The following is a 12680-nucleotide window of genomic DNA, read 5'->3' as shown; positions in this document are numbered from 1 at the left end:
CTGCCCTGCCGCGCGTTGAGAGTGACGTATAGTGTCCGCTATCGATAGTGGACACTCCGGGGCAGGTTTTGGTTCGCAGGACGAAGCGGCTTTGGACGGATGAAGAGAAGCGGTCGATCTGCTTCCAGACGGCTGCGCCAGGTGTTTCGGTCGCCCAGGTTGCGCGGCGCTACGCGGTGAACGCGAACATGGTATTCAAGTGGCTGCGCGACCCGCGCTATGCGCCGACGGTGACGGCATCGGCGGATGCCCCGAGCTTTCTGCCCGTCGAGATCGTGAGCCATGTCCGCAGCGACGAGGTGGCCATGGCCGCCGATCCGGTGTTGGCCCTTGGCATGATCGAGATCGACGTCATGGGCGGGCACCGGATGCGGATCAGCGGCAGCTACGATCCCGAGGCGCTGGCGCGGCTGATCCGGGGGTTGACGGTTTGATCCCGGTTCCGGCGAATACGCGGGTCTGGCTGGCGGCTGGCGTCACCGACATGCGCAAGGGCTTTGCGGCCCTGGCTGCGCAGGCCGAGGCGGTGCTCAAGCAGGACCCGTTTGCCGGACATCTCTTTGTCTTCCGCGGCCGTCGCGGCGATCTGGTGAAGGTCATCTGGTGGGACGGCCAAGGGGCCTGCATGTTCATGAAGCGGCTGGAGCGGGGCCGGTTCGTCTGGCCCTCGGCGAAGGAGGGCAAGGTCGCGCTGACGCCTGCGCAGCTGTCGATGCTCCTGGAAGGCATTGACTGGCGGGGACCGCAGCGGACATGGCAACCCTTGGCGGCGGGGTAATCTGCCGATCTGCAACGGAAAGGATTCCCACAACGAATACAGTGGGATAAACTTCTCACATGCTGGATAAGACCCTGACCTTGCCAGAAGACCCCGAGGAACTGCGCAGCTTCTGGCCGAGGTCAAGGCGCAGGCGATCCTGATCGAGAAGCTCCGCCACCAGTTGGCCGGACACCGGGCGCACCGGTTCGGGGCCTCGTCCGAGACGGCCGAGCAACTTCAGCTGGCGCTCGAGACCAGCGAGATCGCCGCCGCCGCGATGACCGCGCGTATGAAGCTGCCGGACATCGAGGAGAAGGACAAACCCAAGCGCCGTCCGATCCCGGACCACATTCCGCGGATGGAGGTGGAACTGACGCCCGGCGCCGATACCTGTGCCGATTGCGGTGGCCGCCTGCGCCGGATCGGGGAGGATGTGACGGAAGAGCTGGAATACGTGCCCGGGCGCTTCATCGTGAACCGGATTGTCCGCCCGCGCTTGACCTGTTCCTGCTGTGACCGCTTCGTCCAGGCCCCGCTGCCGTCGCGCCCCATCGAACGTGGTCGTCCCGGGCCGGGTCTCCTGGCCCATGTGCTGGTCAGCAAATACGCCGACCATCTGCCGCTTTACCGCCAGAGCCAGATCTTCGACCGTGAAGGTCTCGACCTCGACCGCTCGACCTTGGCTGATTGGGTCGGCAAGACCACTGCCCTGCTGGAACCGCTGGCCGATGCCCTCGGTCGTCATGTCCTGTCGGCAGAGGCGATCTTCGCGGATGACACACCGGTCAGCATGCTCGCACCCGGCACAGGCAAGACGCAAACCGCGCGGCTCTGGACCTACGCCCGCGACGAGCGGCCTTGGGGTGGCGCGACCCCACCCGCAGCCTGGTATCGGTTCTCGGGAGATCGCAAGGGCCAGCACCCGAAGGAACATCTCGCCCGCTTCCGCGGCTGGATGCATGCCGATGGCTATGCGGGCTTCGAGGACCTCTACCGCTCGGGCGCCATCCGCGAGGTCGCCTGCATGGCCCATGTCCGGCGCAAGTTCGTCGACATCCACCGCTCGCAAGCCTCGCCCATCGCCGAGGAAGCCATCGGCCGCATCGCGCAACTCTACGCCGTCGAGAAGGAGGCCAGAGGTTCGCCACCGGATGTCCGGGTCGAACTTCGCAAGGCACATGCGGCCCCGGTCTTCGACGATCTGGAACGATGGCTGGCCATGCAACTCACCACGATCTCGGGAAAATCCCCGCTCGCGGCCGCCATCCGCTACGCCCTGACCCGCATGGAACGCATGCGCACCTACCTCGACCACGGCATCCTCGAACTGGATAACAACGCGGCCGAACGAGGCATGCGTGCTGTCGCCCTGGGACGGAAGAACTACCTCTTCGTGGGTTCCGAGGCTGGCGGCAAGTCCGCAGCCATCGCCTATACCCTGATCGAGACAGCCAAGCTCAACTGCGTCGATCCAAACGCCTGGCTCGCCGACACCCTGGCCCGAATCCCAGACTACAAGATCAACAAGGTCGACGACCTGCTGCCTTGGCGCTGGAACGGGTAGCGGTCAGGCCGGACGCTTACGATCGGAACGCACGGGCGGACGAGTATCGAAACTTGCGCCTCCGCCGAAGTCGCCGAGAAGGCAGCATCCCAGACCCTTCGTCAGAAGATGCGCCGGGGGTATGTGCCGGTCCACCAACAGCAGCCAGATGACCTTGTGGACTGAGGTCCGTCAGGCCTTGCGCTGAAGCCTGCCTTCCAGCTCGGCACCGGCATCAATGGCGATGCGCTCATGGATGACGTCGGCTTGTACAACGGCACTTGGCACGAGTTGGACATTCCGCGCCGAGATCGTGCCGGAAACCGCCCCAAGCACGGAGAGGTCGTGAGAGACAATAGTCCCTTCAACGCGACCCGAGCCCACAACAGTGACGTCCGGTGCCCTCAGCGAGCCAAGGATTTTGCCTTGGCCGTCGACTGGCCCTTTGGAGGTGACATCGCCCTCGACGACAAGGTCCTGGGCGAAAACGCTGCGGCGAGCGTTCGAACTTGCCGGATCCGGCCACCGGTCAAGATCGGCTGTTGGGGTCATCATCCTAGAGCCGCCTCCGTTCAACTTCGTGCGGTCAGACTGGACCAGAAGCGAAACGAAAGGGCAACATGCGGCATAATGATCGGCGAAAAACTGCAGCCGGACAACCACCTAACACTTAACGCATAATCCATATTATGTAACTCTTATCAAGACTACGGGCGGGAAGCCTGCGACTCCGGATCGTCGTTGGACAGGTCGAGCTTGGCCTTCAATACTGGCCCGATCATCCACGACTTCGACTTCGAACCCATCTTGATAACACGTCGCGATCCTGTGCTGAACATGGCGCGCACCTATGCGATCGCACTCCAGCCGACGCTGTTCCGAGAAGTCTCGGTCATCCGCAGCTGGGGGCGGATCGGGACCGGGGGAAGAATGAAGCTGGAGACATTTCCGTCGCTCCCAGCCGCTGGGGCAGAAATGGCGGCGCGGCTATGGTTAAGCTGCAGTTTCGACTGGTGCGCGAAGGCTTGGCCACGCTGCATACTTGACGTTTCGTTTGAGTTGCGCATACTAAGTTTACGCAACGCATTCGTACCGAAGGAGACGCGGCCAGATGAGCGCGAAGATCCTCGAGTTTCCCGGCGGCACCCAGGCCCAGCCGCCGATCGCCCAGTTCATTCGCATCGGCGAGTCGCATACCAAGATCGCCGAACTGGTCAGCATGGGTCGTTTTCCGGCGCGCCGCGCAGTGCTCAAGGCATCACGGCTCAAATACCAACGGCGCCTGATCGATCTGTTTCAACATCACGGCATCGAGACTGTTCTGGACCCTCAGGTGGCAGAGCTGGCATCCCTTCGAAAGTGCTTGGGTCAGGAACGCAACGCCCCGTGGGCACGTCATGCGAATGGTCATCCGCTCGGCCCCGCGCATTTCCGGCGGGGCGCACCCACCGATGTCATTGGCGAGATCGCTCGTACCGCAGTCGCGTTCGGGTTCGACGCAGTGCTTAGTCCTACTCACTTTCTGGGCTCGGACATGGCTGCAGACTGGTTCGATGTCGACCGGGAAGCCTGCGTAGCCCTGCGTGAGGCACTGGACTGTGAAGGCGGAAAGTCGATCGCGATCGATTACCCAGTCATACAGACGCTGAAGCACCTGCAACGAAGCGAGGTGCGGAGCGACGTGCTTTCTGCCTTCGGCTCACTGCCGGTTGAAAACGCGTGGCTTCGAATCTCCGGCGCAGACGGAACGTTGGGCCCGCAGACGACGCGCGGCCTTCTGACCCTGTTGGGTGGGCTGCACAATATCGGCCGACCTCTTGTTCTGGACTACTTCGGCGGACCCGCTTCTGTAGCTGCGCTCGCCTTCGGTGTCGCGTCTGGGCGTGCGATCGGAATTGGCGAGATGGAACGTTTCGACGCGTCCGACTGGGACAAGCCTCCGGAACCAAAGGCGGAGGACGCGCAAGGCTTCGGACGCACCCCTCGCTATGCCATCGAAGGTCTCGGACGAACCCTCAGCGGACGAGAACTCCAGCTGCTGGCCGAGGCCCGCGGAGGCAAGAAACTACTTGTCGGTGGACTGCGCGACGTGGCCGACCTCCTCGAGAACGGACGCGAGATTCACCTTGATCAGGTCAGCCGGGAGACTGGCGATCTTGAGAATGTGCCGCTTTTGCGTCGTGATGACTGGTTCCTGACGAAGCCGATGACCCAGATCGTCAGAACATCTCGCCAGGTGGCCGAACTGAAACCTTCACTAGGCCTCGCAGAAACACTGAAAGTCGATGCCGACCGGCTAATGAAGCGCCTCGGCGACCACGCGCGCGCGATGTCCAAGACGCAGATTGCACTTGAAGCCTTCAGGGACTCGCGGTCAGAAGACGCGCCACGCGCGCGGCCCGCAGGAGCCGTGCGACTGAAGCAAGACGAAAGGAAGCGGGAGCAAAGATGACGGGTACAACTCAGGGGGCCGTCGCAAGGGTTCTGTCCGATATCGCGAATGATGGCGGTCTTAGTGGCGTCGATATCGCGAATGTCGTCGACGTGTCCAAGACGACCGTATCGCGGTGGAAGAGCGGGCACATGCGACCGCAGCCGCGCCATGAACTCATCCTGTCCGACCTTCGATATGTCGTGGGGCGCCTGCAGGAGTTCTATACGTCGGAAGAAATCCGGACCTGGCTCTATGCGCGGCACCCGCAACTCGAAGGACAGCGCGCCATAGATCTCATCCACGACGACCGGACGAGCGAGGTTCTGGCCGTGCTTGAACGTCTCGAGAGCGGGGCCTATCTCTGACGATGGCGCGCCCTACCAAACGCCGCGACAATCGACTGATCGATGCGATCGAGGCCATCCCGCCTACGCCGTTTTCGGGGAACGTCTGGCGGGTCGTCCGCGAGGGTCGCGACCCCCTCGACTGCAGCCGGTCCGGCGGCCGCTGGGACGACGGCAGCTTCGACGTGCTCTACACCTCACTTGAGCGCGAAGGTGCACTCGCCGAGATGTACTTCCATCTCAAGCGCGGCCAGCCCATCTTTCCGACCCGCGTGCGCTACGAACTCTACGAGCTCGCTCTAGCTATGGACGCTACCCTGAAACTCCTGAACCTCGAGGATCTCGCCCGCCTTGGGGTAGCGTCTGAAGGCTATGGGCGGCTTTCCTACCAGGAAAAAGCGGCTGAGTATCCCCGGACGCAGGACATCGCGGAGGTCGCGCATTTCCTCGAGTTCGACGGCCTGCTCGTCCCATCTGCCCGATGGAATTGTATCAACGCCGTGGTGTTCTGCGAACGCAGCCCGTCGGATCAACGCGAGGTCATGGCTTCCCATGGCCTGATTGACTGGACCGGGTGGGAGAAGACGGCGTCGGGTAGCCTGTCGTGACCTTTCGACACTTCGGCCAGACGTCATGACCCTAGATGTTTGATCCCAGAGTTTGATGGTGCATTGTTTTCCCCAGCATGGAGGGATGCGCTATGGGACAGGTTTTGCACGGGAGCGCCACCACGACAGAGGCAGTCCGTCGAGCGATACAGCATAGTCAAGAGAGCCTGAGGGCACTGGCGAAGCGGTATGGGGTGAACCAGAAGACGGTCGCCAAGTGGAAGGGCCGCACCTCGGTAGCCGATGTTCGCACGGGGCCGACAGAGCCGAGATCGACGGTCCTGACTCCGGAGGAGGAGGCTGTCGTGGTGGCCTTCCGCCGTCACACGCTTCTGCCGCTGGATGACTGTCTCTACGCCCTGCAGCCGACGATCCCGCATCTGTCGCGGTCGTCGTTGCATCGCTGCCTGCAGCGCCATGGCATCAGTCGGCTTCCCGAGGTCGAGGGTGACCTCCCCGAGAAGAGGAAGTTCAAGGCCTACCCCATCGGGTTCTTCCACATCGACATTGCGGAAGTGCACACGGCGGAAGGAAAGCTCCATCTGTTCGTAGCCATTGACCGCACGAGCAAATTCGCCTTCGTCGAGTTGCACGAGCGGGCCACCACCGCCGTCTCAGGTGACTTTCTCCGCCATCTGATCGCCGCCGTCCCTTACCGGGTCCACACGGTGCTGACAGACAACGGTATTCAGTTCACAACGCCCGGCGCAGGCGGATCGGCCGTCCCGCTGATCAAAGCCGCCATCGCCGCAGGAGAACGCTTCCGCGCCCACGCCTTCGAATATGCCTGCGCACTCGCCGACATCGACCACCGGACCACAAAGCCCAAGCACCCCTGGACCAACGGCCAGGTCGAGCGGATGAACCGCACGATCAAGGACGCGACCGTCAAGCGCTATCATTATGACGACCATGCCCAGCTCCGGCGGCACCTTCAGGACTTTGTCCAAGCCTACAACTTCGGGCGGCGTTTGAAGACCCTCAAGGGCCTGACGCCCTACGAATTCATCTGCAAAGGCTGGACTTCAGAGCCGGATCGATTCATCCTCAACCCACTCCACCAAATGCCGGGACTAAACATCTAAATCGAGGACATGCTTTGTTCGATAGTAACCGTCCGGTCTGACCGCTACCCGTTCCAGCGCCAGGGCAGTAGGTCATCGACCTTGGTGATCTTGTAGTCTGGGATGCGGGCGAGGGTGTCGGCGAGCCAGGCATGGGGATCGACGGCGTTGAGCTTGGCCGTTTCGATCAGGGTGTAGGCGATGGAGGCGGCCTTGCCGCCAGCCTCGGAACCCACGAAGAGGTAGTTCTTCCGTCCCAGGGCGACAGCACGCATGCCTCGTTCGGCCGCGTTGTTATCCAGTTCGAGGATGCCGTGGTCGAGGTAGGTGCGCATGCGTTCCATGCGGGTCAGGGCGTAGCGGATGGCGGCCGCGAGCGGGGATTTTCCCGAGATCGTGGTGAGTTGCATGGCCAGCCATCGTTCCAGATCGTCGAAGACCGGGGCCGCATGTGCCTTGCGAAGTTCGACCCGGACATCCGGTGGCGAACCTCTGGCCTCTTTCTCCACAGCATAGAGTTGGGCGATGCGGCCGATGGCTTCTTCGGCGATGGGGGAGCTTTGGGATCGATGGATGTCGACGAACTTGCGCCGGACATGTGCCATGCAGGCGACCTCGCGGATGGTGCCAGAGCGGTAGAGATCCTCGAACCCGGCATAGCCGTCGGCATGCATCCAACCGCGGTAGCGGGCGAGATGGTCCTTTGGGTGCTGGCCTTTGCGGTCGCCGGAGAAGCGATACCAGGCTGCGGGTGGGGTCGCGCCACCCCAAGGCCGCTCGTCGCGGGCGTAGGTCCAGAGCCGGGCGGTTTGCGTCTTGCCTGTGCCGGGTGCGAGCATGCTGACCGGTGTGTCATCCGCGAAGATCGCCTCTGCCGACAGGACATGACGACCGAGGGCATCGGCCAGCGGTTCCAGCAGGGCAGTGGTCTTGCCGACCCAATCAGCCAAGGTCGAGCGGTCGAGGTCGAGACCTTCACGGTCGAAGATCTGGCTCTGGCGGTAAAGCGGCAGATGGTCGGCGTATTTGCTGACCAGCACATGGGCCAGGAGACCCGGCCCGGGACGACCACGTTCGATGGGGCGCGACGGCAGCGGGGCCTGGACGAAGCGGTCACAGCAGGAACAGGTCAAGCGCGGGCGGACAATCCGGTTCACGATGAAGCGCCCGGGCACGTATTCCAGCTCTTCCGTCACATCCTCCCCGATCCGGCGCAGGCGGCCACCGCAATCGGCACAGGTATCGGCGCCGGGCGTCAGTTCCACCTCCATCCGCGGAATGTGGTCCGGGATCGGACGGCGCTTGGGTTTGTCCTTCTCCTCGATGTCCGGCAGCTTCATACGCGCGGTCATCGCGGCGGCGGCGATCTCGCTGGTCTCGAGCGCCAGCTGAAGTTGCTCGGCCGTCTCGGACGAGGCCCCGAACCGGTGCGCCCGGTGGCCTGCCAGCTGATGGCGCAGCTTCTCGATCAGGATGGCCTGCGCCTTCACCTCTTCCAGAAGCCGCGCGGTGAAGCTGCGCAACTCCTCGGGGTCTTCCGGCAAGGTCAGGGTCTGATCGAGCATAAAAGGAGTTTATCCAACTGTATTCCTTGTGGGAATCATTGATTGCGAACCCAGCAGGTTATCCAGCCGCCAGCGGTCGCCACGTCCGTTCCGGGGCCCACCAGTCGATCCCTTCCAGCAGCATCGACAACTGAGCAGGTGTCAGTGCAACCTTGCCCTCCTTGGCCGAGGGCCAGACAAATCGACCCTTCTCCAGCCGCTTCAGGAACATGCAGGCCCCTTGGCCATCCCACCAGATCACCTTCACCAGATCGCCGCGGCGTCCCCTGAACACAAAGAGATGCCCGGCGAACGGGTCCTGCTTCAGCACCGCCTCGGCCTGCGCCGCCAAGGCCGTGAACCCCTTGCGCATGTCGGTGATGAACCGCCCCGGGTTTGCCGGAGGCTGATTTCGGTTAGTTACGCGGCCATGGCTTCAGTTTCCAGAGCTGCGTAGAAGTTTGCTTCGGCTTCTGCTGGGGGGATGTTCCCGATGGGCTCGAGCAGGCGGCGGTTGTTGAATCAGTCGACCCCTTCGAGAGTTGCGTATTCGACGGCGTCGGAGCTGCGCCAAGGTCCGCGTCGGTGGATGACTTCGGCCTTGAACAGGCCGTTGATCGTCTCGGCCAGCGCGTTGTCATAGCTGTCGCCGACGCTGCCCACGGAAGGTTCTATGCCCGCATCTGCCAGCCGTTCGGTGTATTTGATCGACAGATACTGGCTGCCCCTGTCGCTGTGGTGTACCAACCCCATGTCCTTGGCTGGACGACGGTCATGCACCGCCTGTTCCAAGGCATCGAGGACGAACCCCGCATGCGCCGAGTTGCTGACGCGCCAGCCAACGATCTTGCGGGCATAGGCGTCGATGACGAAGGCGACATAGACGAAGCCCTTCCACGTGGCGACGTAGGTGAAGTCTGATACCCACAACATGTTCGGTGCAGGCACCCGGAATTGGCGGTTCACCTTGTCCAGCGGGCACGACTGCTTCTTGTCCGGGATCGTGGTCCTGTGCGGCTTGCCTCGGATAACACCCTGAATCCCCAAGTCCTTCATCAGCCGCGCGACCGTGCATCGGGCCAGGTCAAAGCCCTCGCGGCGAAGCTGCCGCCAGATCTTCCGGACGCCGTAGACCCGCCAGTTCTGGTCGAAGACGCGTTTGATCTCGGGCTGCAGTTCTTTATCCCGACGCGCACAATCCGACCGCCGCGACGGATCGGCCCGCTTCGCCAGATGGTCGTAGTAGGTGGATGGGGCGATCGGCAGCACGTCGCAGATCGGCTCGACCCCGTGTTCCCCCCGATGGTCATCGATGAACTCGACCATCACTTCGACCGGCGGTCGAGCTCCGCCATCGCAAAATATGCGCTCGCCTTCCTGAGTATCTCGTTCGCCTGGCGCAACTCTCGGTTCTCGCGCTCCAGGGCCTTCATCTTCTCGGCCATATTGGTCGGGATGCCCGCGCGCTGGCCGCTGTCGACCTCGGCCTTCTTGACCCAGTCGTTCAGGGTCTGCGGCGTGCAGCCGATCTTCGCCGCGATCGACATCACAGCCTGCCAACGCGACGAATGTTGGGCCTCGTTGTCGAGAACGAGTCGCACTGCCCGCTCGCGCACTTCTGGGGAAAACTTGTTCGTGGTCTTGCTCATGATGCTCCATCCTACTCAAGAGTTGGAGCCTCCGGCAAACCCGGCGCGGTTCATAGGGCCATACCCTGCCTCGCAACACCGAGGCAGGGTCGAGGGAAGTCAGGCCAGGCCTTCTTCCTTCAGCGCTTGCTGTACCGCTGGGCGGCCACCGATGCGCTGCACGTACTCGCCAAGTTTTGGCCAGGGCGACAGGTCCAACTTGAGGAAGTTGCACCAGCCCAGGAGCGTGAAGAAGTAGGCGTCGGCGACCGTGAATTCCTTGCCCACCAGGTAACCGGATTCTCCAATCCGATTTTGCGCCGCCGTCAGGCGGCTGGCGATCAGGTTGTCGAAGAATGGCCTTGCTTCGGCTGGCAGGCTCGGGCGGAAGAGCGGCGCGAGCGATTTGTGAACTTCGGTTGCAAGGAAGTTCAGTGTCTCGATGAGTTTCCAGCGACCCGGACCGGTCACGTCACCAAGTTTTCCGTCGGCTTTGTCTGCGATATACTGCAGTACGACTGCGGCTTCCGAGATCTTGGTGTCGCCATCCACGATGGTGGGCACCAGCCCCAGCGGATTGATCGTGGTGTAATCCAGTCCGTCAACCGTGTTGCCGTTGGGGCTCATGTCAACCTTCTTGCAGGTGACAGGCAACCCGGCTTCGATGCCGGCGATGTGGGCAGCCAGTGAACAGGCTGCGGGCATGTAGTAGAGGTCCATTTCTCAACTTCTCTTTCGTGATGTGTTGAAGTAGCGATTTCAGGTTCGGATGGCCTCGGTCAGAAGCGCCAGACCACGCCAACGCCGACCAGCAGGGGATCAAGCGTAGCTTTGGCGGCAGCAGGTGGTCCGCCGACGCCTAGCGTTCCGCTGACGTCGGTATCCAGCCAGATCTTTTTGACGTCGAAGTAGACGCCCATCCGGTCATTGATCATACTTTCAAAGCCCGCCTGAAGCACCACCCCCCAGCCGTTGTTCACCTTGAACCCGGCAACGTCCTTGCCCTCGTCGTCGAGGATGATGGTGTAGTTTACGCCCGCACCAATGTAGGGCTCGAACTTCCGGTTGCCGGTCGGAAACCGGTACTGAAGCGCCACAATCGCCGGGGCATAGGTCACGTCACCGAGATAGGCGCCGGCAAGGCTGCCCGCGCCACGGATCTCTGCCGTCGGCGGAATCCCGAAGGTGAAGCTGCCGGAAACCCGATCGCTGAAGCGGTAGCCGATGTCGAAGCTCAGCGAGTAGTTGTCGTCCACAGACACGTCGGCACCCGGAATCGGGGCTCCCGCAATCGACAGCTCCGCCCCGGGGCTGAAATACACCCCGACGGGCCCGCCGCGAAAATACCAGCCGCTATGGCCCGCATCCTGCGCAAGGGCGGGCATGCCGACCACCACTGAAAGACAAAGCCCCGTGATCGTTCCGAGTTGGCGCATGTGTTTCCTCCATGGTGTGTCAAGTTCCTGTTCGCTCCCGTCGTCAGATGGTCTTGCGCGCTAAAGAAGTTTCCGAAGTTCGGGCGCCGTCGCCAGAGCATCGTCCGTCACGAGATAGCCTTTCGACATCAGGCGACGGATGATCGCCATGTCGCGCGGTGCACCGAAGCAGATGGCACCGACCAGACGGCCATCGGCCACGGAAAAGCGCGTGAAGGCTTTCCCCTCGCCATTCCGCACGAGAACGCTGCCGCCCTCGGGCTGGATGTTACCGATCATCTGGATGTTCAGGTCGTACTGGTCGGACCAGAACCAGGTGTTGACGGCATAGGGCATTTCCTTGCCCAGGATGTTCCGCGCCGCCGCAGCGGCCTGGTCCTGTGCATTGGCCCAGGATTCCATGCGCGCGGGACGACCCTCGCCGATGCGCATCGCCGCCACATCGCCGGCAGCGAAGATGTTCGGGTCGGAGGTGCGCAGGAATTCGTCGACGACAATGCCGTTGGCAGTTTCAAGCCCGGCGTCGCGTCCTAGCGCGTCATTGGCGATCGCGCCGATCCCGACAACGATCACGTCCACCTGCAGCGTCTGGCCATTCGACAAGGTAACGGTCTCGATCCGGTCGCGACCGCCGACGCTTTCGATCTCCGTGTTCAGATGGACGACCGTGCCCTGCTCGCTGTGCACCTCGGCCAGCAGGGCGCCGACATCTGCCGGCAGGCTGCGGCCACAGAGACGGTCGGCGAGTTCGACGACGGTGGCCTGCATCCCCATCTTGCGCGCGGTGGCGGCAACTTCCAGGCCGATCCAGCCCGCGCCAATCGACAGGAGATGCTTGCCAGGCACCATCGCCGCCTTCAGGGCGGCCGCATCGTCTAGGCTGCGGAGGCAAAAGACGTTGCTCTTGCCGGCGAATGCTCCATCAAGCGTGCGGGCCCGGCTGCCGGTGGTGATCAGCAGCCGGTCATATGGCAGGCTCTCGCCGGAGGCGAGCTTCACCACCTTCCGGTCGCGGTCGATGGCTTCGGCGCGCTGCCCAAGCCGGACATTGATGTTCTGGCTGCGTGCGGCCTCCTCACCGAGAAGGCAGGTGCTGTTTGCGTCTGCGGCCCCCTGAAGCACGGCCTTCGACAGCGGCGGTCTCTCGTAGGGGTAATACGCTTCTTCCGACAGGATCGTGACCCCGCCTTCAAATCCCTCTTCCCGCAGCGTCCTGGCCGCCGATGCGGCAGCCTGGCCACCGCCGATGATTACCACCTGCTCCACGTCGATCCTCCCCATCGCACGATAATCAGTCGGCGCGGACCCCATCCGCGCCG

The 12680-nt window shown here is 62.8% G+C and carries 14 protein-coding genes, 2 pseudogenes and 1 other annotated feature; of the genes and pseudogenes, 9 read left to right on the top strand and 7 right to left on the bottom strand.

Annotated features, from left to right (window positions below):
• The first annotated feature begins 47 nt into the window (after window positions 1-47).
• From tnpA to ACO2Q5_RS18655, 4 genes are all read left to right on the top strand, one after another.
• Window positions 48-434, top strand: coding sequence for an IS66-like element accessory protein TnpA (tnpA, locus tag ACO2Q5_RS18670; RefSeq protein WP_423293837.1), 387 nt, complete (start codon window positions 48-50; stop codon window positions 432-434).
• Window positions 431-778, top strand: a complete 348-nt coding sequence (tnpB, locus tag ACO2Q5_RS18665) for an IS66 family insertion sequence element accessory protein TnpB (protein WP_423293835.1) — start codon at window positions 431-433, stop codon at window positions 776-778. Before tnpA ends, tnpB (ACO2Q5_RS18665) begins: the two co-directional genes overlap by 4 nt.
• Window positions 779-890: 112 nt before the next feature.
• On the top strand, window positions 891-2324 hold the full coding sequence (gene tnpC, locus ACO2Q5_RS18660) for an IS66 family transposase (protein WP_423293948.1): 1434 nt from the start codon (window positions 891-893) through the stop codon (window positions 2322-2324).
• Between the two features lie 21 nt (window positions 2325-2345).
• Entirely contained in the window at window positions 2346-2489 is a 144-nt protein-coding gene (locus ACO2Q5_RS18655; RefSeq protein WP_423293946.1) for a WGR domain-containing protein, read from the top strand.
• Window positions 2490-2495: 6 nt separating this feature from the next.
• Here the strand turns inward: ACO2Q5_RS18655 and ACO2Q5_RS18650 are convergent, their stop codons facing one another.
• On the bottom strand, window positions 2496-2858 hold the full coding sequence (locus tag ACO2Q5_RS18650; RefSeq protein ID WP_423293833.1) for a bactofilin family protein: 363 nt from the start codon (window positions 2856-2858) through the stop codon (window positions 2496-2498).
• Between the two features lie 186 nt (window positions 2859-3044).
• Here ACO2Q5_RS18650 and ACO2Q5_RS18645 point away from each other — a divergent pair.
• The 5 genes and pseudogenes from ACO2Q5_RS18645 to ACO2Q5_RS18625 form a co-directional block, all read left to right on the top strand.
• Window positions 3045-3269 (top strand): annotated as a pseudogene (locus ACO2Q5_RS18645) (WGR domain-containing protein); the annotation flags it as partial.
• Window positions 3270-3414: 145 nt separating this feature from the next.
• Window positions 3415-4755, top strand: a complete 1341-nt coding sequence (locus tag ACO2Q5_RS18640) for a hypothetical protein (protein ID WP_423293952.1) — start codon at window positions 3415-3417, stop codon at window positions 4753-4755.
• The gene (locus ACO2Q5_RS18635) at window positions 4752-5102 is read left to right on the top strand and encodes a hypothetical protein (protein ID WP_423293831.1); all 351 of its coding nucleotides are present in this window, start codon (window positions 4752-4754) and stop codon (window positions 5100-5102) included. Before ACO2Q5_RS18640 ends, ACO2Q5_RS18635 begins: the two co-directional genes overlap by 4 nt.
• A gap of 2 nt (window positions 5103-5104) precedes the next feature.
• Window positions 5105-5689 (top strand): RES family NAD+ phosphorylase, encoded by a 585-nt coding sequence (locus tag ACO2Q5_RS18630; RefSeq protein ID WP_423293829.1) that lies wholly within the window; start codon window positions 5105-5107, stop codon window positions 5687-5689.
• A 92-nt stretch (window positions 5690-5781) separates the two neighbouring features.
• Window positions 5782-6774, top strand: a complete 993-nt coding sequence (locus ACO2Q5_RS18625) for an IS481 family transposase (RefSeq protein WP_423293827.1) — start codon at window positions 5782-5784, stop codon at window positions 6772-6774.
• A gap of 44 nt (window positions 6775-6818) precedes the next feature.
• Here ACO2Q5_RS18625 and tnpC (ACO2Q5_RS18620) read toward each other — a convergent pair whose 3' ends face one another.
• From tnpC (ACO2Q5_RS18620) to ACO2Q5_RS18595, 6 genes and pseudogenes are all read right to left on the bottom strand, one after another.
• Window positions 6819-8318, bottom strand: a complete 1500-nt coding sequence (tnpC, locus tag ACO2Q5_RS18620) for an IS66 family transposase (protein WP_423293825.1) — start codon at window positions 8316-8318, stop codon at window positions 6819-6821.
• A gap of 58 nt (window positions 8319-8376) precedes the next feature.
• Window positions 8377-8670 (bottom strand): IS66 family insertion sequence element accessory protein TnpB, encoded by a 294-nt coding sequence (gene tnpB / locus ACO2Q5_RS18615; RefSeq protein ID WP_423293823.1) that lies wholly within the window; start codon window positions 8668-8670, stop codon window positions 8377-8379.
• A gap of 47 nt (window positions 8671-8717) precedes the next feature.
• Window positions 8718-9946: pseudogene (locus tag ACO2Q5_RS18610) on the bottom strand (IS3 family transposase).
• Window positions 9549-9665, bottom strand: a sequence feature (AL1L pseudoknot). (Overlaps the previous pseudogene by 117 nt.)
• 99 nt (window positions 9947-10045) lie before the next feature.
• A complete protein-coding gene (locus ACO2Q5_RS18605) occupies window positions 10046-10645 on the bottom strand; it encodes a glutathione binding-like protein (RefSeq protein ID WP_423293821.1) in 600 nt (199 codons plus the stop codon).
• Between the two features lie 59 nt (window positions 10646-10704).
• A complete protein-coding gene (locus ACO2Q5_RS18600; protein ID WP_423293819.1) occupies window positions 10705-11361 on the bottom strand; it encodes an OmpW/AlkL family protein in 657 nt (218 codons plus the stop codon).
• Window positions 11362-11421: 60 nt separating this feature from the next.
• Entirely contained in the window at window positions 11422-12627 is a 1206-nt protein-coding gene (locus tag ACO2Q5_RS18595) for an NAD(P)/FAD-dependent oxidoreductase (protein ID WP_423293817.1), read from the bottom strand.
• Between the last annotated feature and the right edge of the window lie 53 nt (window positions 12628-12680).

The sequence above is a fragment of the Neotabrizicola sp. VNH66 genome (assembly GCF_049445895.1).
Classification (GTDB): Bacteria; Pseudomonadota; Alphaproteobacteria; order Rhodobacterales; family Rhodobacteraceae; genus Pseudogemmobacter.
Note: the sequence above shows the minus strand (reverse complement) of the source record. Positions and strands in the feature narration are given on the sequence as shown.

Bases quoted from the DNA above. Each gene is read 5' to 3' on its own strand.
- tnpB (WP_423293823.1), bottom strand. From the start codon at position 8,670: ATGCGCAAGGGGTTCACGGCCTTGGCGGCGCAGGCCGAGGCGGTGCTG.
- ACO2Q5_RS18635 (WP_423293831.1), top strand. From the start codon at position 4,752: ATGACGGGTACAACTCAGGGGGCCGTCGCAAGGGTTCTGTCCGATATC.
- ACO2Q5_RS18625 (WP_423293827.1), top strand. From the start codon at position 5,782: ATGGGACAGGTTTTGCACGGGAGCGCCACCACGACAGAGGCAGTCCGT.
- tnpC (WP_423293825.1), bottom strand. From the start codon at position 8,318: ATGCTCGATCAGACCCTGACCTTGCCGGAAGACCCCGAGGAGTTGCGC.
- ACO2Q5_RS18650 (WP_423293833.1), bottom strand. From the start codon at position 2,858: ATGATGACCCCAACAGCCGATCTTGACCGGTGGCCGGATCCGGCAAGT.
- ACO2Q5_RS18600 (WP_423293819.1), bottom strand. From the start codon at position 11,361: ATGCGCCAACTCGGAACGATCACGGGGCTTTGTCTTTCAGTGGTGGTC.
- ACO2Q5_RS18630 (WP_423293829.1), top strand. From the start codon at position 5,105: ATGGCGCGCCCTACCAAACGCCGCGACAATCGACTGATCGATGCGATC.
- ACO2Q5_RS18640 (WP_423293952.1), top strand. From the start codon at position 3,415: ATGAGCGCGAAGATCCTCGAGTTTCCCGGCGGCACCCAGGCCCAGCCG.
- ACO2Q5_RS18605 (WP_423293821.1), bottom strand. From the start codon at position 10,645: ATGGACCTCTACTACATGCCCGCAGCCTGTTCACTGGCTGCCCACATC.